23 protein-coding genes are annotated in these 20,499 nt (G+C 73.7%); 9 read left to right on the forward strand and 14 right to left on the reverse strand.

The window, feature by feature from the left end:
• Positions 1–24: 24 nt before the first annotated feature.
• The 8 genes from AUC44_RS03210 to AUC44_RS03245 form a co-directional block, all read right to left on the reverse strand.
• Positions 25–1,707 (reverse strand): adenine deaminase, encoded by a 1,683-nt coding sequence (locus tag AUC44_RS03210; RefSeq protein WP_062157369.1) that lies wholly within the window; start codon positions 1,705–1,707, stop codon positions 25–27.
• 62 nt (positions 1,708–1,769) lie between these two features.
• Positions 1,770–2,684, reverse strand: coding sequence for a DUF1266 domain-containing protein (locus tag AUC44_RS03215; RefSeq protein WP_062157370.1), 915 nt, complete (start codon positions 2,682–2,684; stop codon positions 1,770–1,772).
• 72 nt (positions 2,685–2,756) lie between these two features.
• The gene (locus AUC44_RS03220; protein ID WP_062157371.1) at positions 2,757–3,572 is read right to left on the reverse strand and encodes a hypothetical protein; all 816 of its coding nucleotides are present in this window, start codon (positions 3,570–3,572) and stop codon (positions 2,757–2,759) included.
• A 186-nt stretch (positions 3,573–3,758) separates the two neighbouring features.
• Complete coding sequence (locus AUC44_RS03225) at positions 3,759–4,511, reverse strand: PulJ/GspJ family protein (protein ID WP_062157372.1); 753 nt, start codon at positions 4,509–4,511, stop codon at positions 3,759–3,761.
• Entirely contained in the window at positions 4,508–4,918 is a 411-nt protein-coding gene (locus AUC44_RS16405; protein WP_062157373.1) for a type II secretion system protein, read from the reverse strand. The genes AUC44_RS03225 and AUC44_RS16405 overlap by 4 nt, the downstream gene beginning before the upstream one ends.
• On the reverse strand, positions 4,915–5,394 hold the full coding sequence (locus AUC44_RS16410) for a pilus assembly FimT family protein (RefSeq protein ID WP_197408572.1): 480 nt from the start codon (positions 5,392–5,394) through the stop codon (positions 4,915–4,917). The genes AUC44_RS16405 and AUC44_RS16410 overlap by 4 nt, the downstream gene beginning before the upstream one ends.
• Complete coding sequence (locus AUC44_RS03240) at positions 5,391–7,001, reverse strand: pilus assembly PilX N-terminal domain-containing protein (RefSeq protein ID WP_062157375.1); 1,611 nt, start codon at positions 6,999–7,001, stop codon at positions 5,391–5,393. The genes AUC44_RS16410 and AUC44_RS03240 overlap by 4 nt, the downstream gene beginning before the upstream one ends.
• A 121-nt stretch (positions 7,002–7,122) precedes the next feature.
• Entirely contained in the window at positions 7,123–8,118 is a 996-nt protein-coding gene (locus AUC44_RS03245; protein ID WP_062159652.1) for a peptidase C39 family protein, read from the reverse strand.
• A gap of 154 nt (positions 8,119–8,272) precedes the next feature.
• Between AUC44_RS03245 and AUC44_RS03250 the strand changes: the two genes are divergently transcribed.
• The 3 genes from AUC44_RS03250 to AUC44_RS03260 are packed head-to-tail and all read left to right on the forward strand — an operon-like array spanning position 8,273 to position 10,104.
• Entirely contained in the window at positions 8,273–9,193 is a 921-nt protein-coding gene (locus tag AUC44_RS03250; protein ID WP_062157376.1) for a P1 family peptidase, read from the forward strand.
• 9 nt (positions 9,194–9,202) lie between these two features.
• Positions 9,203–9,652, forward strand: a complete 450-nt coding sequence (locus AUC44_RS03255; RefSeq protein ID WP_062157377.1) for an NUDIX domain-containing protein — start codon at positions 9,203–9,205, stop codon at positions 9,650–9,652.
• Positions 9,649–10,104 carry an NUDIX hydrolase gene (locus AUC44_RS03260; RefSeq protein ID WP_197408573.1) on the forward strand — a complete coding sequence of 152 codons (456 nt, stop codon included), beginning with the start codon at positions 9,649–9,651 and terminating at the stop codon, positions 10,102–10,104. The genes AUC44_RS03255 and AUC44_RS03260 overlap by 4 nt, the downstream gene beginning before the upstream one ends.
• On the opposite strand, the gene AUC44_RS03265 is transcribed toward AUC44_RS03260, so the two are convergent.
• Complete coding sequence (locus tag AUC44_RS03265) at positions 10,101–10,841, reverse strand: hypothetical protein (RefSeq protein ID WP_062157379.1); 741 nt, start codon at positions 10,839–10,841, stop codon at positions 10,101–10,103. The genes AUC44_RS03260 and AUC44_RS03265 overlap by 4 nt on opposite strands.
• Before the next feature lie 108 nt (positions 10,842–10,949).
• On the opposite strand from AUC44_RS03265, the gene AUC44_RS03270 reads away from it, so the two are divergent.
• From AUC44_RS03270 to hemA, 4 genes are all read left to right on the forward strand, one after another.
• A complete protein-coding gene (locus AUC44_RS03270) occupies positions 10,950–11,231 on the forward strand; it encodes a hypothetical protein (RefSeq protein ID WP_062157380.1) in 282 nt (93 codons plus the stop codon).
• Positions 11,232–11,304: 73 nt separating this feature from the next.
• A complete protein-coding gene (gene cobA / locus AUC44_RS03275) occupies positions 11,305–12,855 on the forward strand; it encodes a uroporphyrinogen-III C-methyltransferase (protein ID WP_062157381.1) in 1,551 nt (516 codons plus the stop codon).
• A gap of 90 nt (positions 12,856–12,945) precedes the next feature.
• A complete protein-coding gene (locus AUC44_RS03280) occupies positions 12,946–13,503 on the forward strand; it encodes a precorrin-2 dehydrogenase/sirohydrochlorin ferrochelatase family protein (protein ID WP_231724510.1) in 558 nt (185 codons plus the stop codon).
• Entirely contained in the window at positions 13,500–14,591 is a 1,092-nt protein-coding gene (gene hemA, locus AUC44_RS03285) for a glutamyl-tRNA reductase (RefSeq protein WP_062157383.1), read from the forward strand. The genes AUC44_RS03280 and hemA overlap by 4 nt, the downstream gene beginning before the upstream one ends.
• Before the next feature lie 147 nt (positions 14,592–14,738).
• On the opposite strand, the gene AUC44_RS03290 is transcribed toward hemA, so the two are convergent.
• From AUC44_RS03290 to AUC44_RS03305, 4 genes are all read right to left on the reverse strand, one after another.
• Complete coding sequence (locus AUC44_RS03290) at positions 14,739–15,650, reverse strand: hypothetical protein (RefSeq protein WP_062157384.1); 912 nt, start codon at positions 15,648–15,650, stop codon at positions 14,739–14,741.
• 344 nt (positions 15,651–15,994) lie between these two features.
• Complete coding sequence (locus tag AUC44_RS03295; RefSeq protein ID WP_062157385.1) at positions 15,995–17,059, reverse strand: aminopeptidase; 1,065 nt, start codon at positions 17,057–17,059, stop codon at positions 15,995–15,997.
• Between the two features lie 10 nt (positions 17,060–17,069).
• Positions 17,070–17,675: a TMEM175 family protein gene (locus tag AUC44_RS03300; RefSeq protein WP_197408574.1), complete on the reverse strand. Its 606-nt coding sequence runs from the start codon at positions 17,673–17,675 to the stop codon at positions 17,070–17,072.
• Positions 17,676–17,736: 61 nt separating this feature from the next.
• Positions 17,737–18,660, reverse strand: coding sequence for an aldo/keto reductase (locus AUC44_RS03305; protein ID WP_062157386.1), 924 nt, complete (start codon positions 18,658–18,660; stop codon positions 17,737–17,739).
• Between the two features lie 62 nt (positions 18,661–18,722).
• Between AUC44_RS03305 and AUC44_RS03310 the strand changes: the two genes are divergently transcribed.
• Both AUC44_RS03310 and AUC44_RS03315 read left to right on the forward strand, forming a co-directional pair.
• Positions 18,723–19,184 (forward strand): cupin domain-containing protein, encoded by a 462-nt coding sequence (locus tag AUC44_RS03310; protein WP_062159654.1) that lies wholly within the window; start codon positions 18,723–18,725, stop codon positions 19,182–19,184.
• A gap of 79 nt (positions 19,185–19,263) precedes the next feature.
• Positions 19,264–19,680, forward strand: coding sequence for a pyridoxamine 5'-phosphate oxidase family protein (locus AUC44_RS03315; RefSeq protein WP_062157387.1), 417 nt, complete (start codon positions 19,264–19,266; stop codon positions 19,678–19,680).
• On the opposite strand, the gene AUC44_RS03320 is transcribed toward AUC44_RS03315, so the two are convergent.
• A complete protein-coding gene (locus AUC44_RS03320; RefSeq protein ID WP_062157388.1) occupies positions 19,681–20,454 on the reverse strand; it encodes an ATP-grasp domain-containing protein in 774 nt (257 codons plus the stop codon).
• Between the last annotated feature and the right edge of the window lie 45 nt (positions 20,455–20,499).

Consider the following 20,499-nt stretch of genomic DNA (forward strand, 5'->3'; position numbering starts at 1 on the left):
GACCGGCCGTTCACCTATCCCCCGTCAGGCGGGTGCGGCGGTGGTCTCTGCGCGCGGCAGCAGCCGCCACGTGCCCACGTCCAGCAGGCCGCGCGGCGTGAGCTTCAGCGCCGGAATCACGGTCAGGCCCAGGAAGGCCAGGGTGGTGACCGGGTACGGGAGCGTGCAGCCGTGCGCGCGGCAGGCGGCCGTGACGCGGCCCAGCGCCTCGGCCGCCTGCGCGGGGGGCAGGTCGGTCATCAGGCCCGCGAAGGGCAGGGGCAGCTGCGCGCGGACCTCGCCGCCCGAGACGAGCACGATCCCGCCGCCCAGCGCCTCCAGCGCCCGGCCGGCGGCGCGCACGTCGTCGTCGCTGCCGCCCAGGAACGCCGCGTGGTGCGCGTCGTGCAGCACGCTGATGCCCAGCGTCGCGCCGCGCAGACCGGTGCCGGAGGTCATGCACGCCGACCACTCGCCGCGCCCGTAGCGGTCGACCACCACCAGCCGCGCGTCCCCGCTGCCCGGCGCGCCCACCCCGGTCGTGATCTGATCCGCGCTGACCTGCATGACCGGCCAGTGCGCCGGCACCTCGAAGGTGGCCGCTGCCCAGCCCGGCCCCAGGTCCACGCCCCCACCCGGCAGCGGCGGCGTGACCGTCCCGGCCCGGGCCTCCACGCCGCCCACGAAGGTCTCCAGCACCTCGAAGCCCTGGAGGTCGCGCAGCAGCGCGAAGTCCGCGTGGTAGCCCGGCGCGACCAGCCCCACGTCGTGCAGCCCCCAGTACTCGGCCGGGTTGCAGGTCACCAGGGCCACCGCGTCCGCCGGGTGCAGCCCGCCCGCCACGCAGGTCCGCAGCAGGCGGTCCAGGTGCCCCAGTTCGAGCAGTTCGTCCACGCTCACGTCGTCGCTGACGAGCATCGCGCGGCGCGGGCGGTCGCGCAGCACCGGCAGCAGCGCCTCCAGGTTGCGGGCCGCCGAGCCCTCGCGCACCATCAGCCACAGCCCGGCGCGCAGGCGCTCGCGGGCCTCTTCGGGCGTCGTGGCCTCGTGATCCGAGTGCAGCCCGGCTGCCGCGTACGCCATCAGGTCGCGGCCCCGCACGCCCGACGCGTGCCCGTCCAGCCGCAACCCCGACGCCCGCCCGGCCTCCAGCACGTCCCACACGCCCGCGTCGCCGCCCAGCACACCGGGGTAGTTCATCATCTCCGCCAGCCCCAGCACGCCCGGCACCCGCAGCATCCGCGCGGTCTCCTCGGCCCCGATCACCGCGCCGCCCCGCTCGAACTCACTGGCCGGCACGCACGATGGCGCCGACGCCCACACCCGCAGCCCCGAGGTGCGTCCCGCCGCGAGCATCCACTCCAGCCCGCCCGCGCCCAGCACGTTCACCAGTTCGTGCGGCTCGGCCACCACCCCGGTCGTGCCGCGCGGCAGCACCGCGCCCGCGAAGCCCGCCGGGGTCAGCAGACTCGACTCGATGTGCACGTGGCCGTCCATGAAGCCCGGCGCCAGGAAGGCCCCGCGCGCCTCCACGACCCGCGCCGCCTGAAAGCCGCTTCCCAGCGCCGCCACGCGCCCGTCGGCGACGAGCACGTCCGCCTCGAACACCTCGCGCGTGGCGGGCTGCACCACCCGCGCGCCCCGCACGAGTAGATCGCCGCGCTCCTCGCCGCGCGCCACCCGCACCAGCCGCCGCCGATCCCTACCTTCCCCTCCGGTTCCAACCATGACGCAGTGTAGAGAAGCCGCGCCCAGGCGCCTAGTCCGGCGCAGGGGGGCAGGCGCCCCGCTCAGTTCAGCAGCGACGATCCGGCGGCCGAGCGCGCCACCGGCTGATCTGGGTCGAGGGGCCCGGCGGGGGGCGGCCACGGGTCGCGCCGCCACGGGCTGTCGTCACTGCTCAGCAGCCAGTCCACCGCGCTGGCGTACCCCCGGTTGCGCACAGGGTCGGCGTTCCAGAACGCCGCGCCCGCCTGGAAACTCCGGCCGTAGTGCGTCCAGTCACGGAAGGGCGCCTCCCGCGCGACCTGCCGGCACTGGCCCAGCACCTGCCGGCCCTGGCGTTCGCTCAGGTACCCCAGCGCCACCCCCTGCGCGGCGATGTCCGCCGCCCGGGCGAGGTCGAAGGCCAGCCCGCCCACCTCGCCGACCTGCGGCTCCCACTGGCGCACGACCTTCACGTGCCGGCGGTCGAGGCCCGCGGTGTCCTGCGCGTGCAGCGCGCGGCGCACCTGCTGGTACGGCGCGTGGTGACCGCCCCCACCGAGCAGCCACGCGAGGCTGGACATGGCCGAGGCGTGATCCGTGATCCCCCACCCGGACTCCAGGGACGCCGCCAGTTCCCGCAGGGCCGCCTGCCGCGCCTCCGGGGTCTCGCCGGGCGGCGTGACCTGATAGAAGTACGTCAGGGGCCGGTGCCCGCGCGTCTCGAAGATGTCGATCCACAGGGACGTGAACGGTGCCCGCAGGTTCAGGGCAAAGCGGTCGGCGTCACTCAGGGCCAGCGCGGCCGCCTCGACCGCCTGCCGCTGGGCGTCGGCGTCCCGGGCGGCCTGGGCATCCCGATCGGCCTGCTCCTGCGCCAGCTCCGCGTTCGCCTCCTGCAGTCCCTCGCGCGCGCCCTCCAGCATGGCCTTGCCCACCCACCACAGGGCCGCCAGCACCAGCCCGGCGGCGACGGGAATCAGCACGGTCCAGAGGGTCACCTGGGCAGCATACCGCCCCGCCCCGCGCCGCCCGCGCGCAGATGACACACCGGCCGGCTCTTCAGCGGCAGCTCAGGGCGAACTCTTGAAGCCGCGCAGCAGCGAGCCGCGTTCCGCCAGGGCCTGCTCGAACAGCGCCTGCTGGAACGCGCGGGCGTCGTTCACGCCCGACGCCGACTGCGCCGCCTGAAGCTGCGCCTTGGCGGGCTTGGGAATAGGCGAGAGCGTCCCGAAGCGCCGCGCGCGGAACATGCCCGGGTGCTCCTCGAACACCACCGTCACGCCGTCCGGCAGGCCGCGCACGTGCGCCGCGAACGCCTGCTCCTGCACGAGTTCCGCGTGCGCCGCGCCCGCGCCCAGTTCGGTCAGCAGCCGGTCGATCAGCGTGAACACGCCCGCCGCGTAGGCGTCCACCTCCGCGCGGGTGGGCAGCGCGCCCCGGTGGATCACGCGGTTGCGGAAGTCGGTGCCCAGCCCCTTGGGCGTCAGGAAGTCCGGTTCGCGGCCCTCGCGCAGCAGGTACGCCAGCGCGAACATCCCCAGCTGCCGCTCGGACTGACTGGAGACGTGCCGCCACGTGCCCTCCAGTGCCGACAGGGCCTCCTCAAAGGGCCGCTCTCGCCCGGCGGCCTGCTCCAGCGCGAAGGCCCGCACGTAAAACTCGAAGAAGCGCTCCAGCGCCGCCGCGAAACTCGCCACCGCCTCCCGCGCGTAGCCGTCCATCAGCGCCCGGGTGCCCAGGTCGAACAGCACCTCGAACTTCTGCTTGCGTACCAGCACGCAGTACCGCGCCCCGCAGCGCGCGCAGCGCAGGTCGTGCACGCTGCTGTCCGCGAACTCCGCGCGGTTCACATGCGCGCACTGCGGGCAGGTCGTCGGGAAATCCATGCCCCGAGCATAGAGGCTGCGCCGGGAGGCCGCTCAGCCCGCCACCGACCCCCTGCGGCTCAGCGGGAGACCGTGACGGCGGTCAGCAGCTTGGATCAGCGCGGCGACCGGTCCCGCACCCAGCCGGTCCGGCCCGGGCAGCCCGGACTGGGGCCCGGCCCGTGGCCCACACCTGCGCGCCGCGCCTCACGGGGCGTTGCGCGCGCGGACGTTCAGGGCGTACGCCTGGGTGGGTGGCAGGGTCGTGAGGCGACCACGCGCCTGCTGCCGGAACTGCACGCTCAGGGTCACCGAGCGGGTCGCGGCGTCCCAGCCGAAGGGGTCCGCGCCGCCCGGCAGGCTGTCGGCCGGCGTCAGGTAATCCGACACGAGGTACGGCTGGAAGCCCCTGACCGCACTCAGCCCCGCGAGGTCCCGCATGGCCGCGCAGCCCGCCCCGCTGGCCGTCTCGAAGGTCTCACCGGCGGCGGGAACGCAGTTCACCGGGGTGCTGCCCGAGTCGCCGCTGCGGTACTCGCGCAGCACCTGCACGTTGCCCTCGGCCCAGGCGTCCGGGGCCTTGTCCAGCGTGACCTTCGGGCGCGGTTCCATGCGGTACACGAACAGGACGTATTTCGTGACGGTGCCGGCCGCCGTGGCGTCGGGCAGCACCACCGCCAGGCACGGCTGCGCCGCCGAGCAGACGTTCCCGCTGTCGGTGTTCACGCTCAGGCCGGAGGTCGCCACCCGGACCCGCAGCGCCGCGCGCACCCGGTCCCCCACGTAGCCGGTCAGGTCGTTCAGTTCGGTCAGCCCGCGCCCGATGACGTTGGTGCGGGTCGTGAGGTCCAGCGTGCTCGTCTGCCAGCTGGTGATCAGGGCCAGGACCACGCCCATGATCGCCAGGGCCAGCAGGATCTCGATCAGGGTCAGCCCCCCGGCGTGCGCCCCGCCCTTCATGAGCTGGGCCGCCCGACGTCCAGCGTGAAGGTGTAGGTGGGCTGCCCGGTGCCCGCGCAGGTCAGCGTGACCCGCCGCAGCATCGGCCCGCCGGCGGGCGTCACCCAGGCCGCGACCGGGTTGGCCTGCGTGGCGGCGCAGGTCAGGCCGCCCATCAGCGAGGTGTCGGGCGTGGCGGGCAGGGTGCCCGCGTCGAAGGTGGCCTGCGCGCTGTAGGCCGTGCGCACCGATTCCATGAAGGCCTTGGCGGCCACCGTGACGGCCTGGTCGTTCTGGTTGTTGCGGTTGACCTGGAACAGCGTGGGCAGCAGGCCCAGCACGGCCACGGACAGCGCCGTGAAGATCGCCAGCGCGATCAGCACCTCGATCAGCGTCAGGCCGGCCTGGGCGGGGTGGGGGCGGTTCACTGCACGATCACCTTCCCGAAGATGCCCGTGACGCGCACGAGCCGCGTGATGGAGGGGTCCGCCGACCAGGACACCCGGAACTGGGCCGGTGAGGCGTCGGTGGAGCCGTAGGGTGCCCGGAACGCCAGGCTGTTCGCGCCGCTGTCCAGACTGGCGGTCACGCCGGCCGGCAGGGACAGGACGCGCGTGGTCGGCGTGCCCGCGCAGGTGCTGTCCGGGTACGCCCGGAGTGTCAGGGACGGACTGGCGCTGCTGACCGTCAGGCGCACCTCCTGGCAGGTGTTCAGCCGTTTGGCGCCGGTGCGCGCGGCGTTGACCGCCTGCGTGAACACCTGGGTGCCCTCGGTGACGGCGCTGCTGGCCCGCCAGCGCAGGTAGCCGCCCAGGCCCAGCGCCGCCAGGAGGCCCACGATCGCCAGCACGATCAGCAGTTCCAGCAGGGTGAAGCCCGCTTCCCTCACGGCGGGCGCCCTCACCGCTGCCTCCAGGTGCCCTGCGTGCTCGTCAGCTGCGCGCCGCCCCGCGCGGTCAGCAGCTGCTGGCGCAGCTGCGCGGCGTTGAAGTTCACCGTGAGGTTGCCGGTGAGGTCGGTGGTCACGTCGTCGGTCGTGATGCCCTCGATGGGCCCGCCGCGTACGGCCACGGCGCCGTTCACGGTGAGATTGCCGTTGAACTTCCCGCCCTGGTTGCCACGGAAGTAGATGAACCCGTTGAAGGTGGTGTTGCCGTTCACGTTGGAGTTGATGTCCCCGTCCACGATCAGCACGCCGCTGGAGACGCCGTTCTTCAGCGCCGCGTCGAAATCCTGCGCCCGGATCCGGCGGATGCCGCTCACCATCGGCGGGAACGTGCCGCTGCTGTCGGGCAGGGTCAGTGGGACCAGCGCGTCGAGTTCGGCGTCACTCAGGCCCAGCAGCTGCCGCGTGAAGAAGGGGTCCCTGCTGTCCGTGCTGAGCAGCGGATCGCTGCTGCCCTCGCAGGTGACGCTCCCGCCGGACTGCGCGGCGCAGTCGTTCTGCCCGTCCATCTGAAAGTTGCCCAGGGCCTTGGCGCTGTCCTTGACCTGGATCGTGCTGCCGCTGCGCATGGCCGACACGTCCCGGACGACGGCGGTGCCCTCGGGGATGCTGGCGGGCTGCCCGGCCAGCCAGTCCAGCGTCAGCTGATCGGTCGCGCCGCCCGCGCTGCTCAGGCCCGTCACCCTGGCCGCGTACCCGGCGATCAGCACCGTTTCGCCCACCGTGAAGTCGGCCGCGTTCGACACGCGCTGCGTCATGGGATCGGTCACGCTCAGGCTGGTCTGCGCGGCCGCGTTCAGGATCAGTTCGACGCCCGTGCCGGCCGGGGCGTTCAGGGCGGCCGTGAGCGGCCCGGGCACACCCGTCAGGGTGAGCTGCGTGCCGCTGATCCCGGTCACGCGGAAGCGCGGCGCGGTGGCGCCCGGGGGAATCTGCACGTAGTCGCCGGTGATCAGGCCGCTGGCGTCCGCGACGCTCACCGTGATCTGGCTGCTGCCCGTGGTGGCGGTCACGCCGGCGCCGGTCAGCGTGGTGATCTCGCCGCGTCCCGACTGCCCGGTGATCTGCGCGCTGCCCGTGGCGTTGATGCGGGGCAGGGAGGTCAGGGCCGCGCGCAGCCGCAGGCCCCGGGGCAGGAAGACCGGCGTCAGCTGAAAGTCCTGGAGGGCGACCTTGACGGCGCCGCCGGCACTGCCGCGCGACTCGACCGTGAAGCGGTCGGCGCCCTGCGGGGTGAAGCTCAGCGTGGCGGGAAACAGCGCCGCTTCCGGCGTGGCGTTCAGGCCGGTCAGCCAGGTCTGCAGGTCGGCCTGGGTGCTGCCGGTGTACGGCGTGGTGAGCAGGCGCTGGTTGACCCGCACCATGACGGTGTTCAGGCCGCTCTCGGCGGCCAGCAGGGCCTGGTAGGCGCGCCGCTCGTCGGCGCCGCCGCTGCGGGCCCCGCTGACCAGGGTGGCGCTGGTGCTCACGATGATCATCAGGACTATCCCGGTGAACAGCAGCGTGATGACCAGCGCCACTCCCCGGTCCCGTCCGTCGAGCCGCACCTCCGGAGCAGTGTCCATGCTTCACGGTAAGAAACTGCCGGCGTGAAAAACACCACACAACGGGCAGTCTGCCCCCAATCAGGGGCGCGCCGTGCGGGCGGGCTGCACCCGGTGCAAACCGCCCGCGCGGGGGCGGCGCTCAGCGGGGCGTGATCAGGTACGCCAGGCCGCCCGAGTGGCCCAGCCACAGCCGCTCGAACGCGGCGCGCGGGTAGGTGCGGCGCACGCCCGCGTCGGTGGGCGCGGCCGGGTCGTTCAGCACCGGGTTGCCCTGCGCGTCGAAGCCGGTCAGGACCATCAGGTGCCCGGTGGAACTGGGAATCGCGGCGCCCGGCAGTTCCCCGGCCTTCCAGCCGAGGCTGACGGCCAGCGGCGTGCCCTGCGCGGTGAAGGTCTCGGCGGCGGCCAGGCTGGGCAGGCGCAGCACGACCGAGCGCATCCCCAGCGCGCCGGCGTAGGCGGCGTTGAAGGCCCAGTTGCCGGTGCCGTCGTACACCCGGTCGAAGGTGCCGCGCGCGGCGTCGGGCACCGTGACGTTCACGCCGTACTTCGCCAGGATCATGGACACGCTCGTGGGGCTGCACCAGACCTCCCCGCCGTTCGGGTAGAGCATCTGCGAGCGCTGGGGCACCTTGACCTCCTTGCCCCACGCGGCGCGCTGGCCGGGGGTGCCCAGCGCCTCGCTGCGCCGCGCGCGATCCGAGGTGTTGAACGCCACGAGGCGCACGCCGGTGCCCGCGCCGCGCAGCGTCACGCGGTACTGGAAGGCGCTGGCCTTGGCGGTCAGGCGCAGGGTGTCGGTCAGGACCTGCCCGGCGCTGTCCTTCTGGCCGTCCAGGCTGGCGCGGTCGCCGGCCTCGCTCCAGGTGCCGAAGCTGAACCAGCGCGTCCAGCCGCCGGCCCCCTGGGCGCGCACCTCCACGCTGAGGCTGCCGCGCGCGGGCGTCACGGCGTTCCACGAGGGAATCAGCTCGTCGAAGGCGGGCACGCGCAGCGGCGCGGATGTCCAGGTGCCGCTCGTCGCGCCGGGCGCGAGGTTCAGGCCCGCCGCCCCGGCCACCGCGCCGCGTCCCTCCCCGCCGGCCCAGTCGCCGGGCTGCTCGTGGATGGTGGTGGACGTCGTGGGGTAGGTCATGGTGAGGGCCTCCGCGTCCGGCGCGAGCAGGGACGCTGAAAGAACGAGGGCAGGCAGGAGGGAGCCGCGGTGCATGTGTGCCCCGGATGATGCCGCGTGGGCCGGCGCGTGTGGTGAGTGGCGCGGCAGCGGCGCGGGATGCTGGAATGCCCGCATGACCGAGCCGAACCTCACCCTGACCGGCATTCCTGGCGTGCATGTGGGCCACTGGACCGACCCGGTGGCCCGCACGGGCTGCACGGCCATCCTGCTGCCCCCGGCGGGCGCCGTGGCGTCCGCGTCGTTCCTGGGGCCCAGTCCCGGCACCCGCGAGGGCGTGCTGCTCGCCCCGGAGAAGAAGGTCGAGCGGGTGCACGCGCTGCTCCTGACCGGCGGGAGCGCCTTCGGCCTGAGTGCCGCGGCGGGCGTGGTGCGGGTGCTGGAGGAACGCGGGGTCGGGCACGAGACGCCCTGGGCGCGCGTGCCGATCGTGCCGGCCGCCGTGATCTACGACCTGGGCGTGGGCCGCGCGGACGTGCGCCCCGGTGACGCCGAGGGGGAGCTGGCGGCCCGCGCGGCCAGCGGCGCCCCGGTGCCGCGCGGGCTGGTGGGGGCGGGCACCGGGGCGACCGCCGGGAAGTACCTGGGCCGCGGCGCGGTGCCAGGGGGCCTGGGCAGCGTGCTACTGGAGCGCCACGGGGTGCGGGTGGGGGCGCTGGCGGTCGTGAATCCCATCGGGGACGTGCTGGACGAGCGGGGCGGCGTGCTGGCCGGGCCGGGTGTGGGGCCGGGCGCGGCGGCGTTCACGCCGGGCGACGCCGAGAACACCACGCTGGTCGCGGTGGTCACCGAGCACGCGCTGACCAAGGCCGACTGCCGCCGGCTGGCGGACGCGGCGCAGGCGGCGCTGGCGCGCGTGATTCATCCCAGCCACACCTTCTGGGACGGGGACAGCGCGTTCATGCTGAGTACGGAGGCCCGCCCGGTAGCCGATCCGCTGCTGCTGGGCGCCCTGGTGCAGGAGGCGGTGTGCGCGGCCGTGCGGGACGCGGTGCGCTGCTCGATGCCGACCACGAGCAGTGAGCAAGATGTGTAAGATGCTCACATGAGTCGAGAAGGCTATATCCGTGATCTCCGTGCGCTGATCGGGCCGCGCCCTGTCAACCTGATCGGCGTCGCCGCCCTCATCACCGACCCTCACGGCCAGCTCCTGCTCGCGCGGCGCGCCCGGTCCGACCGCTGGGGCCTGATCGCGGGCCTGAGCGAACTGGGCGAATCACCGGACGCCACCCTGCGCCGCGAGGTCCACGAGGAGAGCCGCCTGACCGTCACCGACGCGCATCTGCTCGATCTGCTCGGGCCCGCCCAGCTCAGCGAGGCCCCGAACGGCGACCGGTTCTCCGCGTACACCGCCGCGTACCGCGTGACCGGCTGGCACGGCGCGCCGCAGCCCGACGGCCACGAACTCGCCGAGCTGCGCTTCTGGCCGCGCGCCGACCTCCCGCGCCTGCCGCTGACCCGCCTGGGCCGCGCCGCACTGGCGTGGACGGCGTGACATACGTCCGCGACCTGCGCGCCCGCACCGGCCCGCTGCCCCTGATCCTGTCCGGCGCGTGCGCGCTGCTGCTGCGCGGGGACGAGGTCCTGCTGCAACGCCGCCGCGACACGGGCGGCTGGGGGACGCCCGGCGGCCTGTGCGAGCCCGGCGAATCCCTGGAGGACACCCTGCGCCGCGAGGTGCACGAGGAGACCGGCCTGAGCGTCCTGGACCCCCTCCTGTTCACGGTGGTCAGCGGCGCGGGCACCTTCGTGCGCCTGCCCAACGGCGACGAGTTCTATCAGGTGTCGGCCGCGTACGTCGTGCGCCGCTGGGAGGGTGTACCCCGCCCGGACGGGACCGAGGGCAGCGAGCTGGCGTTCTGGCCGCTCGACGCCCTGCCGGACGGACTGGGCCCGGTGGACCGCGCGGCGCTGGCCCGGCTGCGCGTGTGCGTGGGCATGGGCTAGCCGCCCCGCAGTGGGGAGTGGCCGCGCGTGAAGGTCAGCCGCAGGGCGCCCAGCTCGAAGCCGGCGCGGCGGATGTTGCGCTCGCTGGCGCTGCCGGGCGTGGCGAACACGCTGGCCATGTCCGCGCCCTGCGCGTGGGCGGCGTGCAGCCGCGCGGCGAGCAGCGCGGTCTGCGCCCCCAGCCCGCGCCGGTCCGGCAGGGCAGAGGTGCCGAACAGGGCCGCGACGCCTCCCGTCAGACTCAGGGCCGCCGTGCCGGCGGGCTGGCCGCCTACGTGGGCCTGATACAGCTGGGTACCGGGCAGGTGCGCCACGGCGCGCATGACGGCCTCGCTGCCGGGGCCGAACCCCTGCGCGGAGAGGGCCGCCCAGGCATCCGGGTCGTCGCTGCGGCGCACGTTCCCGCTTGGGGCCGGTGGGAGGTCGCGCAGATCGTGGGTATAGGCGTGCAGCACGGAAGTCAGGGTGTACCCGCGCGCGGTCAGCAGCGGCAGGGCCCCGTTCACGGCGGGGGACAGCAGGTGCAGCATGGCGGGCATGTCGTGCGCGGCACTGAACGCCTCGACGGCCAGCAGGTCCTGGGCTGTCATGGGCGCGCTCCCGTCGTGCCACGCACTGTTCAGGGGCAGGCCGGGGCCGTGGTGCGCGGCGACGAGCGGGCCGAAGGTGGCGCGGATGCCGCCCCGCCCGTGGGCGGCGGCCTCGGCCCGAGCGAGCTGCCGGATGGCGTCGTTCATGAGGGCCAGCCTAGCGACTCCGGGGGGCGCGCGGGGACTCCCTTAGGCCACCCTTGACCTTGTGACGTATGGCCCCGTTGCCGGGTGGGGGCGGGTGAACGATGGATCATGATCGCCTTCCACCCTCATCTGTTCGTCCGCATCGTGGAACTCGACGGCCCGCGCGCCCCGATGCCCCGGCCCCTGTCCAGCGGCTTCAGCGAGGGCCGCGCCTACCGCGTGCTGGGGGTGTACAACCCCTCCGAGTCCTCGGACGCGTACTTCATCCTCCCGAACGACCGGGACGAGATGTGGTTCATCTGCCAGCGGCACCTGCGCTTCGCGGGCCTGCACGATACGTCCGCGCACCACCTCGACCTGCCGGACATGCACGCCAGCGCCGCCGACTGACCGGGGGCGCCGCAGAGAAGTGGATTAAACGGGTCAGCGATCTGGCGTCCCGGCTGCCGTTACCCTGGGGCGCATGACTGTGCCTGCATCCTCCCGTGCGTTCGTGTCCCTGGTCGGCGCGGGTCCCGGCGACGCGGGCCTGCTGACCCTGCGGGGCCGCGAGGCGCTGGAACAGGCCGAGGTGGTGCTCTTCGACTACCTCGCCAACCCGGACCTGCTGCGCTTTGCCCCGCAGGCCGAGACGATCTACGTGGGCAAGAAGGGCTTTTCCGAGTACATCCGGCAGGAGCAGATCAATGGCCTGCTGGTGCGAAAGGCGCGCGAAGAGGGGGGGCGGCGCGTGGTGCGGCTGAAGGGCGGGGACGTGTTCGTGTTCGGCCGCGGCGGCGAGGAGGCCGAGGCGTGCGTGCAGGCCGGGATTCCCTTCGAGGTGGTGCCCGGCGTGAGCAGCGCCCTGGCCGTGCCGGCCTACGCCGGGATTCCCGTCACGCACCGTGATCTGGCGCAGTCGTTCGCGGTGCTCACCGGCAACACGCGCGAGGGCAGCTCGCATTACGGGCGGCTGTCGGGCGTGGACACGCTGGTGCTGCTGATGGGCGTGAGGAATCTGACGGGCATCGCCGCCGATCTGATCGAATCGGGCCGCGCGCCCGAGACGCCCGCCGCGACCATCCAGTGGGGCACCACCCCGCAGCAGCGCGTCGTGACCGGCACCCTGGCGACCATCGCCGGGCGGGTGCAGGCAGCGGGGCTGTCGGCCCCGGCGGTCACGGTGGTGGGCGAGGTGGTGCGCCTGCACGATCCGCTGCGCTGGTTCGAGGCGGCGCAGGGGGCGCGCGGGCCGCTGGCCGGGCAGACGGTCGCCGTGACCCGCACCCGCGTGGGCGCCAGCGACCTGTCCGAGCGGCTGCGCGCGCGCGGCGCGAGCGTGCTGGAGGTCCCGCTGATCCGCTTCGCGCCGACCTCGCAGCCGGAGGCGCTGCACGCCCGCCTGCGCGACCTGAGCGGGGTGGCGTGGCTGCTGCTGACCAGCAACCAGGCGGTCGCGGCGCTGTTCGAGCACCTGCACGCGCTGGGCCTGGACGCCCGGCACCTCGCGGGCACGCGGCTGGCGGCGGTGGGCCCCAGCACGGCGCGCTCGCTGGCCGAGCGTGGCCTGCGCGCGGACTTCGTGCCGAGCGTGGCGGGCGCGCGGCACCTGGGCGCGCAGATTCCCGCCACGCCGGACGGCGGGACGCTGCTGCACCTCACCTCGCAGCTGGCCGAGGACCACCTGGAACGCGCCCTGGCCGCGCGGGGCCTGCCCTACGGGCGGGCGGAACTGTACCGCACCGAACCCGCCCGGCCCGACGACCTGAGCATGGACCGCCTGCGCGGCGCGGCGGTGGTGACCCTGGCGTCCGGGAGCGCCGCGCGGCACCTCGCGGCGCTGGCGGGTACCGACTTCCGCGTGGCAGCGATGGGCGAGCAGACCGCCGACGCGGCGCGCGAGGCGGGCTTCACGCGCGTGACGGTGGCGGCCGTGCCGACGCTGGACGCCCTGGCCGACGCGGCCGAGGCCGCCCTGCGGGCGGGGGCGGGGGAGGAGCGGCCCACGGGCGTTCCGGCGTCCCGCAGCCAGTGACGGTTCTGCGCTGGAATGGCGTCCCAGCCGTCTTTCTTACCGATCGGTCGGGGACGGCTGCCCCGCACCCGGCGCGCTATGCTGCGCCACGTGAGTTTCCTCCCAGCCTTCCTTGATCTTCGCGGCGTGCGCGTCGTCGTGATCGGCGGAGGAACCGTGGCCCTGCGCCGTACCCGCACCCTGCTCGGCGCCGGGGCGCAGGTGCAGGTCGTCGCCCCCGAGCAGCACCCGGACTTCGCGGCGCTCCCCGTGACCACCCTGACCCGCCACTACCGGCGCGGCGACCTGAGCGGCGCGGCGCTGGTCGTCGCCGCCACCGGCTCCGCCGATGCGAACGGTGCCGTCGTGCGAGACGCGCGCGCGCAGGGGTCCCTGGTGAACGACGCCGGGGACGCCACGCGCGGCAACTGGCGCTTCCCCGCGCAGGCGCAGCGGGCCGGCGTGCAGGTCGCGGTCACCAGCGGGCGTGAACTGCCCCTGCTGGCCCAGGCGCTCGCCGAACGCGCCGCCGCGCTGCTGCCCGACGAGCCCACCCTGGACGGCTGGGCCGCCCGCCGCGAGACCGCCCTGACCCAGCCCGAAGCCCAGCGGACCGCCAGTCTCGACGCCCTGCGCCGCGACATCCGCCGCGCCGTGGGGCTCGCATGACGCTCGCCTGCCCCACCGCCCACGCCCTGCTGACCCGCACGGGCGCGCACGTCCCGCAGGCGCTGGACTTCGTGGTGGTCGGCCTGAACCACCAGACCGCCCCGGTCGAGGTGCGTGAACGCGCCGCCGTGCGCGCCGGACACGAGGGCGCCCTGCTCTCTCACCTGTGCGGGTACGCGCAGGAGGTCATGCTGCTCGCCACCTGCAACCGCACCGAGGTGTACATGGCGGCCGTCAGCGGCGACCCCCGCGCCGCCTTCGAGGGCGCCTGGGGCGAGACGCTGGGTGACCACCTGTACGTCCACACCGGCGAGGCCGCCGTCGCGCACCTGTACCGCGTGGCCGCGGGCCTCGACAGCCTCGTGATCGGCGAGACGCAGATCCAGGGGCAGGTCAAACGCGCCTGGATGGACGCCCGCGAACGCGGCCTGACCGGCACCACCCTGAACAAGGTCGCGCAGGGCGCCCTGGCCGCCGGGAAACGCGTGCGCTTCGAGACCGGCATGAGCGACAAGATCGTCAGCGTCTCCAGCGCCGCCGTGGAACTCGCGCACTCGGCGCTGGGCAGCCTCGCGGGCCGCACCGCCCTGATCATCGGCGCGGGCGAGACGGCCGAACTGACCCTCACGCACCTGCGCGCCGCCGGGGTCGAGGACGTCATCGTCGTGAACCGCACCGTAGAACGCGCCCGGCAGCTCGCCGAGAAACTCGGCGGCCGGCCCTGCGCCGCCGACTATCTTGAAGAAGTCCTGCCCGAGGCCGACGTGCTGATCGCCTCCAGCGGCGCGCCCCACTACGTCCTGGGCGCCGAGGGGGTCGACGCCGCGCTGCGCCAGCGTCCGGGCCGCCCGATGTTCCTCATCGACATCAGCGTGCCGCGCATCCTGAACCCCGACATCGCCGGGGTGCCCGGCGCGCACCTGCACAACCTCGACGACCTGACCGGCATCGTGGCCCGCAACATGCAGAGCCGCCGCGCCGCGCTGCCGCACGCGAACGCCATCGTCCGCGACGCCGCCGCCGACCTGAGCCGCTGGCACCTGACCCGTCAGGCCCGGCAGCGCGAACTGGCCCTCGCCAGCGACTGAGCGCCGGACGACCCCCGGCCCGCTCCTGAACGGCGGGCCGGGGGCCGTCGTCCAGGAGCGGGCGTCCCGGGCACAGAGGACGCGTGGGCACAGGCCAGGAAAAACCGCCCCGGTGGGGGCGGCCTCGCACCTGGAGGAGTGCTGCGTTCAGGGCTGGCTGGGCGGCGTGACAGGGGCCGGGGTCACCGGCTCGGTCGGGGCCGGGGTGCCGGGCGCCGGCTCGCTGGGCGCGGGTTCGCTGGGGGCCGGGTCGGCCGGCGCCGCGTCCGTCGGGGCGGGTGCAGGGGTGGCGTCGGCGGGTGCCGCTTCGCTGGGGGCCGCCTCTGCCGGAGCGGCGTCGGGGGCCGGGGCCGCGTCGGTGGCAGGCGCACTGTCAGGCGCGGGGGCCCCCACCGCCGGGGCGGCCGGAGCACTGTCCGGCAGGCGGGCCAGCGCCACGACGGTCAGGCCCATACTGCTCTTCTGCGTCAGCTCGAACTGCTGGTCGTCCTTGGTCAGCGTCAGCGTGGTCACGCCGGCTGCGTCGGCGGTGGGGGCGGCACCCTCAGCCGCCTGATAGCCCTCGGCGACCAGGGCCTGCGCGGTGCGGGCCAGGGCGTCCTCGGCGTCGCCCTTGTAGATCAGGGCCTCGCCCAGCACGGTCGGAACGGTCTTCAGGACCTCCTCGCCGTCCAGTTTCGGGACGGTCACGCTGCCGGCGGCCGGCAGGCTGCTGGGCAGGGCGTCACCAGCCGGGGCGGCGTCAGTTGGGGCTGTGGTGGCCGGTGCTGCAGTGGCTGGCGCGGCGTCCGTCGGGGCCGCGTCAGCCGGCGCCGCGTCCGAGGGAGCGGTCTCGGTGGGGGCCGTCTCTGCCGGAGCGGCGTCGGTCGGAGCCGTCTCGGTCGGCGCGGCCGGTGCGGGGGCCGCAGGCGCGGGCTCCGTGGTGACGGGCGCCGGGGCGGGCGGCAGGACCGGGTCGGCGGTCTGGGCCAGCGCCGCCGGGGCGGCCAGCAGGCTCAGCGTGAGCAGACCCAGCAGGGGGCGGCGCAGGGCGGGACGGGGGGCATTCTCTTGACGCATGGAGCACCTCTTTCAGGGTCGCGCGGCCACGGTGGGCCGGGCGGGGAGAAGTGAACGACCGCTCGGGGCTGTTCCTGTCTCCTACCTTGCGGGGTGAAGCTGCGGCTTTCCTGGGTGGCCGCTCAAGCTCGCGCCAGACCTCCCCTCAGCGGCGTCGCACGCGCCGTTCATGGGATTCAGCGGGATGTCACGGTGACCTCACCCCGCGGGTCGGCCCGGTCCCCCGCAGCGGGAAAGTAGTGACCCGCCGGTAGCAGACCCGCGCCCGGCCGGGCATGAGACCGCCCTCTCACGCGGCGCGGCGTGCAGGACGGCATCTGGGGACCGACCGTGAGGGCCGCCGGTCAGGAACCGCGCAGGCAGGCGGCGCGCTCGGCCTGCGGGCGGCGGCTGCACGCGCGGGCCTCCTCGATGAAGGTGGGCAGGTGCCCGCCTACCCGTGCCAGGAGTGCCTGGAAGTCCGGGACCATGGTCGCGTAGGCCGCCACGGCACCCAGCGTCGCGTTGTTCACGCCCCGCGCGAAGAAGGCGTCGTAGCCCGCGTACCCGCCCCAGCTGGCCTTCAGCGCCGCGTAGCGGGTGTTCATGTCTGCCAGGATCGCCACCTTGCGCGCGCGCCGGTCGGCTTCGGTCAGGCCGGACGCGGCGTACAGCGCCTCCAGCCGGGCGCGGGTGTTCAGCAGCAGCGCCTCGAAGCCCGACTGCCGCTCCTGCGCCAGCCGGTCCTGTTCGCGCAACTCCGGCGTGCCGCGCCGCTCCAGCCAGCGGCGCATGCCCTCTTCCTCCACCGCTGTGGCGTACGACTCGTTGAACACCGTGTCGCCCGCCACGTACAGGCTTGGGTGGGACAGTTCGTGGATGATCGTGCGGATCAGCGTCGCGTCCGGGTAGCTCAGCATGGTGGACAGCAGCGGGTCCTTCAGGTACCCCAGCGTGGAGTACGCGCTGACGCCGCCCACGTTCACGTCCCGGCCCGCCGCGCGCCGCGTCTGCGCGTCCGCCTGCGCCGCCGCCTCGCTGAAATACCCCCGGTACCCCACGCAGCCCGCCACCGGGAAGCACGACGTGTCCAGCGTCACGCTGAACTCCGGCGCGGAAAACACGTTCCACACCACGTACGGCCGCCCCACGTCCACGTACTTCAGGAACGACCCGTGATCCGGCAGCCCCAGCCCACCCGCCGCCTCCGGCGCGACCGCGAAGGCCCGCACGTCCGACGCCAGTTGCAGGCGCCGCCGCACGCCCGCCGGGGTGCCCGGATCCGAGAGGACGTCTGCCAGGGGCCGCGCGCGGCGCAGCAGATCCAGCTGCCCGCCCGCCGCCTGCGACAGGTACCGCACGTCCGCGCATCCACTCAGCAGCGCCCCGCCTGCCACGAGCGCCGCCGCCACCCACACCCTGCGTTTCATGACGGGCAGTCTACGCGCCGTGCCCGCCGCCCCCCTGAAGCACGCGCTCGATGCGGCGATCCGGGACCAGCCACATCAGCGCCACCCCGATCAGTGCCGCGCCAGACAGCCACACGCCCACGCTGCCCGCCAGCGGCGCGAGAATCGCCATGACGTACGCCACGAGGGACACGTTCCCCTTCAGGTCCGAACCGATCGCATCTGCGAGGAGGTGATTCACCTCGCCCACCCGGATGATCGTCCGCACGAGCACCGTATACGCCAGCGCCGCCATGAGCGCCACCGCCCCGCTGAGCGTCATCGCCTGCGGCGCGAAATGCGACTCCCCGGCCCAGCCGGACGCGAACGGAAAGAGAGAGAGCCAGAACAGCAGGTGGAGGTTGGCCCACAGCACCCCGCCCGTCACGCGCTGCACCGTGTGCATCAGGTGATGGTGGTTGTTCCAGTAGATGCCGACGTACACGAAACTGAGCACGTACGCGAGCAATTTGGGCCACAGCCGCGTCACGTCCGACCACTCGTGCCCGCCTGGCACCTTCAGTTCCAGCACCATGATCGTGATGATGATCGCCAGCACACCGTCACTGAAGGCCTCCAGCCGCCCCTTGGTCATCATGCCCGCAGCATAAACGGGCGGGCCGGGGCTGCCGCTCTGGCCCGCCCGCGCGGCCCCAGGCTCAGGGCAGCGTGTTCCCGGCCGCGATCAGCAGGCCGTACCATTCCTCGCGCGTCAGGGTGACGTCCGCCGCGCGCAGGCAGTCCGCCAGCCGCTCCGGGGTGGTCGTGCCGGTCACCGGCTGCATCCGCGCCGGGTGACGCAGCAGCCACGCCATGGCGACCGTCGTGCTGCTCGCGCCGTACTTCGCGGCCAGTTCGTCCAGTTTCGCGTTCAGCGCGGGGAACTTCGCATGCCCGATGAACACGCCCTCGAAGAACCCGAACTGGAAGGGCGACCACGGCTGAATCGTGATGTCGTGCAGGCGGCAGTAGTCCAGCACGCCCCCGTCGCGGTTCACGGCCTCGGCGTTTTCCATGTTCACGTTCAGGCCGCTCGTGATCATGGTGGCGTTCGTGATGCTCAGCTGGAGCTGGTTCGCCACCAGCGGCTGACGCACGTACTTCTTCAGCAGCTCGATCTGGCGCGGGTGCTGGTTCGACACGCCGAAGTGCCGCACCTTGCCCTCCTGTTCCAGCTGGTCGAACGCGGCGGCGACCTCCTCGGGTTCCACGAGCGCGTCCGGGCGGTGCAGCAGCAGCACGTCCAGGTACTCGGTCCGCAGCCGTTTCAGGATGCCGTCCACCGACGCGAGGATGTGCTCGCGCGAGAAATCGAAGGTCTGGATGTCGGGGCGGATGCCGCACTTCGACTGGAGGATCAGGCCCTCGCGGACGCTGGAGGTCATGCCCACCGCGTCCGCGAAGACCTCCTCGCTGCGCCCCGCGCCGTAGATGTCGGCGTGATCGAAGAAGTTCGCGCCGTGCTCCAGTGCCGTCCCAATCAGCCGCGACGCGGCCTGCTGCTCCATGCCGTCAATGCGCATGCAGCCCACCGCGACCACCGGCACCATCAGCTCACTTCCGCCCAGTTTCTGAGTTCGCATGCTCCATGCTATCTGAAAGGATTCAGAAGAGGGGAGAGGTGGGGCGCGGCGGACGCCGCCGCATGCCCCACGACCGCCTCCACCTCTCAGCCCGGAGCCGCGTGCCGAACAACCCGCAGCCCGCCTGGCTGTACAGTGCCGCACGGACCGTTCCACCCGCGCAGGTCGGGGTGCACCTCGCCGCGAACGGCTGGACGAACGCGTGGCAGGTCGGCATCTACCCCTTCACGCACGACCATTCCACCGCGCACGAGGTGCTGGTCATCGCGCGCGGGCAGGCGCACCTGACCCTGGGCGGCCGGGGCGGCCCGCAGGTCACCGTGACCGCCGGGGACGCCCTGACCCTCCCGGCGGGCACCGGGCACCGCAACGACGGCAGCAGTCCCGACCTGCTCGTGATCGGCGCGTACGCGCAGGGCCGCGACTGGGACACCTGCCGCCCCGAAACCACCGGCCCCCAGGCCGCCCGGACGCGCGCGGAACGCGACCCGATCAGCGGCGACCCCTGGTCCGCCGGAACGTGAAGGCCCGCCGCACGCCGCCCCAGCGTCCGGTGAACCCCGCGTCATCTCCCGCCCCCGGCGCCCCCCGTACGCTCGGGGCATGCCTGGTACCCTGAACGACCTCGCGCGGCTCATGCGCGGCCTCGACCTCTGCCTCCTGACGACCACCACCGCGCATGGCCTCCTCGGCTCGCGCCCCATGAGCAACAACGGCGAGGTCGACTACGACGGCACCAGCCACTTCTTCACGTGGTCGGAGAGCCGCGCCGCGCAGGACATCGCGAAGAACAAGAACGTCCAGCTGGGCTTCCAGTCGCAGGGGCCCTTCCTGTTCATCGCCGTGCAGGGCGACGCGACCCTCACCACCCACCGCCCCACCATGGCGCCCCACTGGCAGGAGAGCCTCACCCAGTGGTTCAAGGACGGCCTGGACACCCCCGGCCTGACCATGATCACCGTCCGGGCCCGCCGCGTGAACTGGTGGGGCGAGGAGGAAGGCGAACTGGAGCTCGGCTGATCAGCTCGCCCACACCGCCATGAACTGCGCGGGCGTCCAGCCCACCAGATCCGACACCTGCCCGTCCCCGACCTCCACCACGCGCTGCGCGCCATCGGCACGCCGGGCGATGTCCACCGAGAAGAACGGCGAGGCGATCCGCCCGGCCACCTCCCGCACCAGCTCCGGCACCTGCGAGTCGTCCGCGCTGAAGGCCCGCCCCGCGCGCACGAAGAACCGCACCTCCGACGCCGGGTCCAGCGCCTCCACGCGGCGCACGCACACCCCGCCTTCGATCTGCCCCCGGAAGTGCGCCATGCGCTCCAGCAGCTCCGCGATCTGATCAGGCCGCGTGATGCGGCTGCCCGCGCCGGTCTTCAGGGACTTCACGAAGTCCTTCACGAAAAACCCGTCCCAGCCGAGCGCCGCCAGCGCCCCCGGCAGGTCGTCCAGCTCCGTGAAGCACACCGTCTCCGGCGTCACGTCCGCCAGCAGCGGCGCCCAGCGCGGCAGGTGATGCGCCGCCAGGTACGCCTCCGGCGACGTCAGCACCCGCGCGCCCGCCGCCTCCACCGCGTCCACGAACGCCCGGTACCCCGCCCCGTCCAGCATCCAGCCCCGGTACAGCACCGTCTCACCGGGCACCAGGGCCGGGCGGAACACCCGGTCCCCCTCGAACGCGAAGGTGGACACGCCCCACCCGCGCGCTGCGAACGCGGCCGCCTGATCCGCGAACGCCTCGTCCGGCTGCCGCACCTGAAAGTAATCCGCCGGGAACACCACCCGCATCGTCATGCCCGGCAGTGTAAACCGGCCCGTCCACGCGGGACGGACCGGTTC

This window comes from Deinococcus actinosclerus, assembly GCF_001507665.1.
Lineage (GTDB): Bacteria > Deinococcota > Deinococci > Deinococcales > Deinococcaceae > Deinococcus > Deinococcus actinosclerus.

Excerpts from the sequence above, each read along its gene's own strand:
- AUC44_RS03210 (WP_062157369.1), bottom strand. The coding sequence starts at position 1,707 with ATGGTTGGAACCGGAGGGGAAGGTAGGGATCGGCGGCGGCTGGTGCGG.
- AUC44_RS03220 (WP_062157371.1), bottom strand. The coding sequence starts at position 3,572 with ATGGATTTCCCGACGACCTGCCCGCAGTGCGCGCATGTGAACCGCGCG.
- AUC44_RS03225 (WP_062157372.1), bottom strand. The coding sequence starts at position 4,511 with ATGAAGGGCGGGGCGCACGCCGGGGGGCTGACCCTGATCGAGATCCTG.
- AUC44_RS03240 (WP_062157375.1), bottom strand. The coding sequence starts at position 7,001 with ATGGACACTGCTCCGGAGGTGCGGCTCGACGGACGGGACCGGGGAGTG.
- AUC44_RS03245 (WP_062159652.1), bottom strand. The coding sequence starts at position 8,118 with ATGACCTACCCCACGACGTCCACCACCATCCACGAGCAGCCCGGCGAC.
- AUC44_RS03250 (WP_062157376.1), top strand. The coding sequence starts at position 8,273 with ATGACCGAGCCGAACCTCACCCTGACCGGCATTCCTGGCGTGCATGTG.
- AUC44_RS03255 (WP_062157377.1), top strand. The coding sequence starts at position 9,203 with ATGAGTCGAGAAGGCTATATCCGTGATCTCCGTGCGCTGATCGGGCCG.
- AUC44_RS03265 (WP_062157379.1), bottom strand. The coding sequence starts at position 10,841 with ATGAACGACGCCATCCGGCAGCTCGCTCGGGCCGAGGCCGCCGCCCAC.
- AUC44_RS03270 (WP_062157380.1), top strand. The coding sequence starts at position 10,950 with ATGATCGCCTTCCACCCTCATCTGTTCGTCCGCATCGTGGAACTCGAC.
- cobA (WP_062157381.1), top strand. The coding sequence starts at position 11,305 with ATGACTGTGCCTGCATCCTCCCGTGCGTTCGTGTCCCTGGTCGGCGCG.
- hemA (WP_062157383.1), top strand. The coding sequence starts at position 13,500 with ATGACGCTCGCCTGCCCCACCGCCCACGCCCTGCTGACCCGCACGGGC.
- AUC44_RS03290 (WP_062157384.1), bottom strand. The coding sequence starts at position 15,650 with ATGCGTCAAGAGAATGCCCCCCGTCCCGCCCTGCGCCGCCCCCTGCTG.
- AUC44_RS03295 (WP_062157385.1), bottom strand. The coding sequence starts at position 17,059 with ATGAAACGCAGGGTGTGGGTGGCGGCGGCGCTCGTGGCAGGCGGGGCG.
- AUC44_RS03300 (WP_197408574.1), bottom strand. The coding sequence starts at position 17,675 with ATGATGACCAAGGGGCGGCTGGAGGCCTTCAGTGACGGTGTGCTGGCG.
- AUC44_RS03305 (WP_062157386.1), bottom strand. The coding sequence starts at position 18,660 with ATGCGAACTCAGAAACTGGGCGGAAGTGAGCTGATGGTGCCGGTGGTC.
- AUC44_RS03310 (WP_062159654.1), top strand. The coding sequence starts at position 18,723 with ATGCCCCACGACCGCCTCCACCTCTCAGCCCGGAGCCGCGTGCCGAAC.
- AUC44_RS03315 (WP_062157387.1), top strand. The coding sequence starts at position 19,264 with ATGCCTGGTACCCTGAACGACCTCGCGCGGCTCATGCGCGGCCTCGAC.
- AUC44_RS03320 (WP_062157388.1), bottom strand. The coding sequence starts at position 20,454 with ATGACGATGCGGGTGGTGTTCCCGGCGGATTACTTTCAGGTGCGGCAG.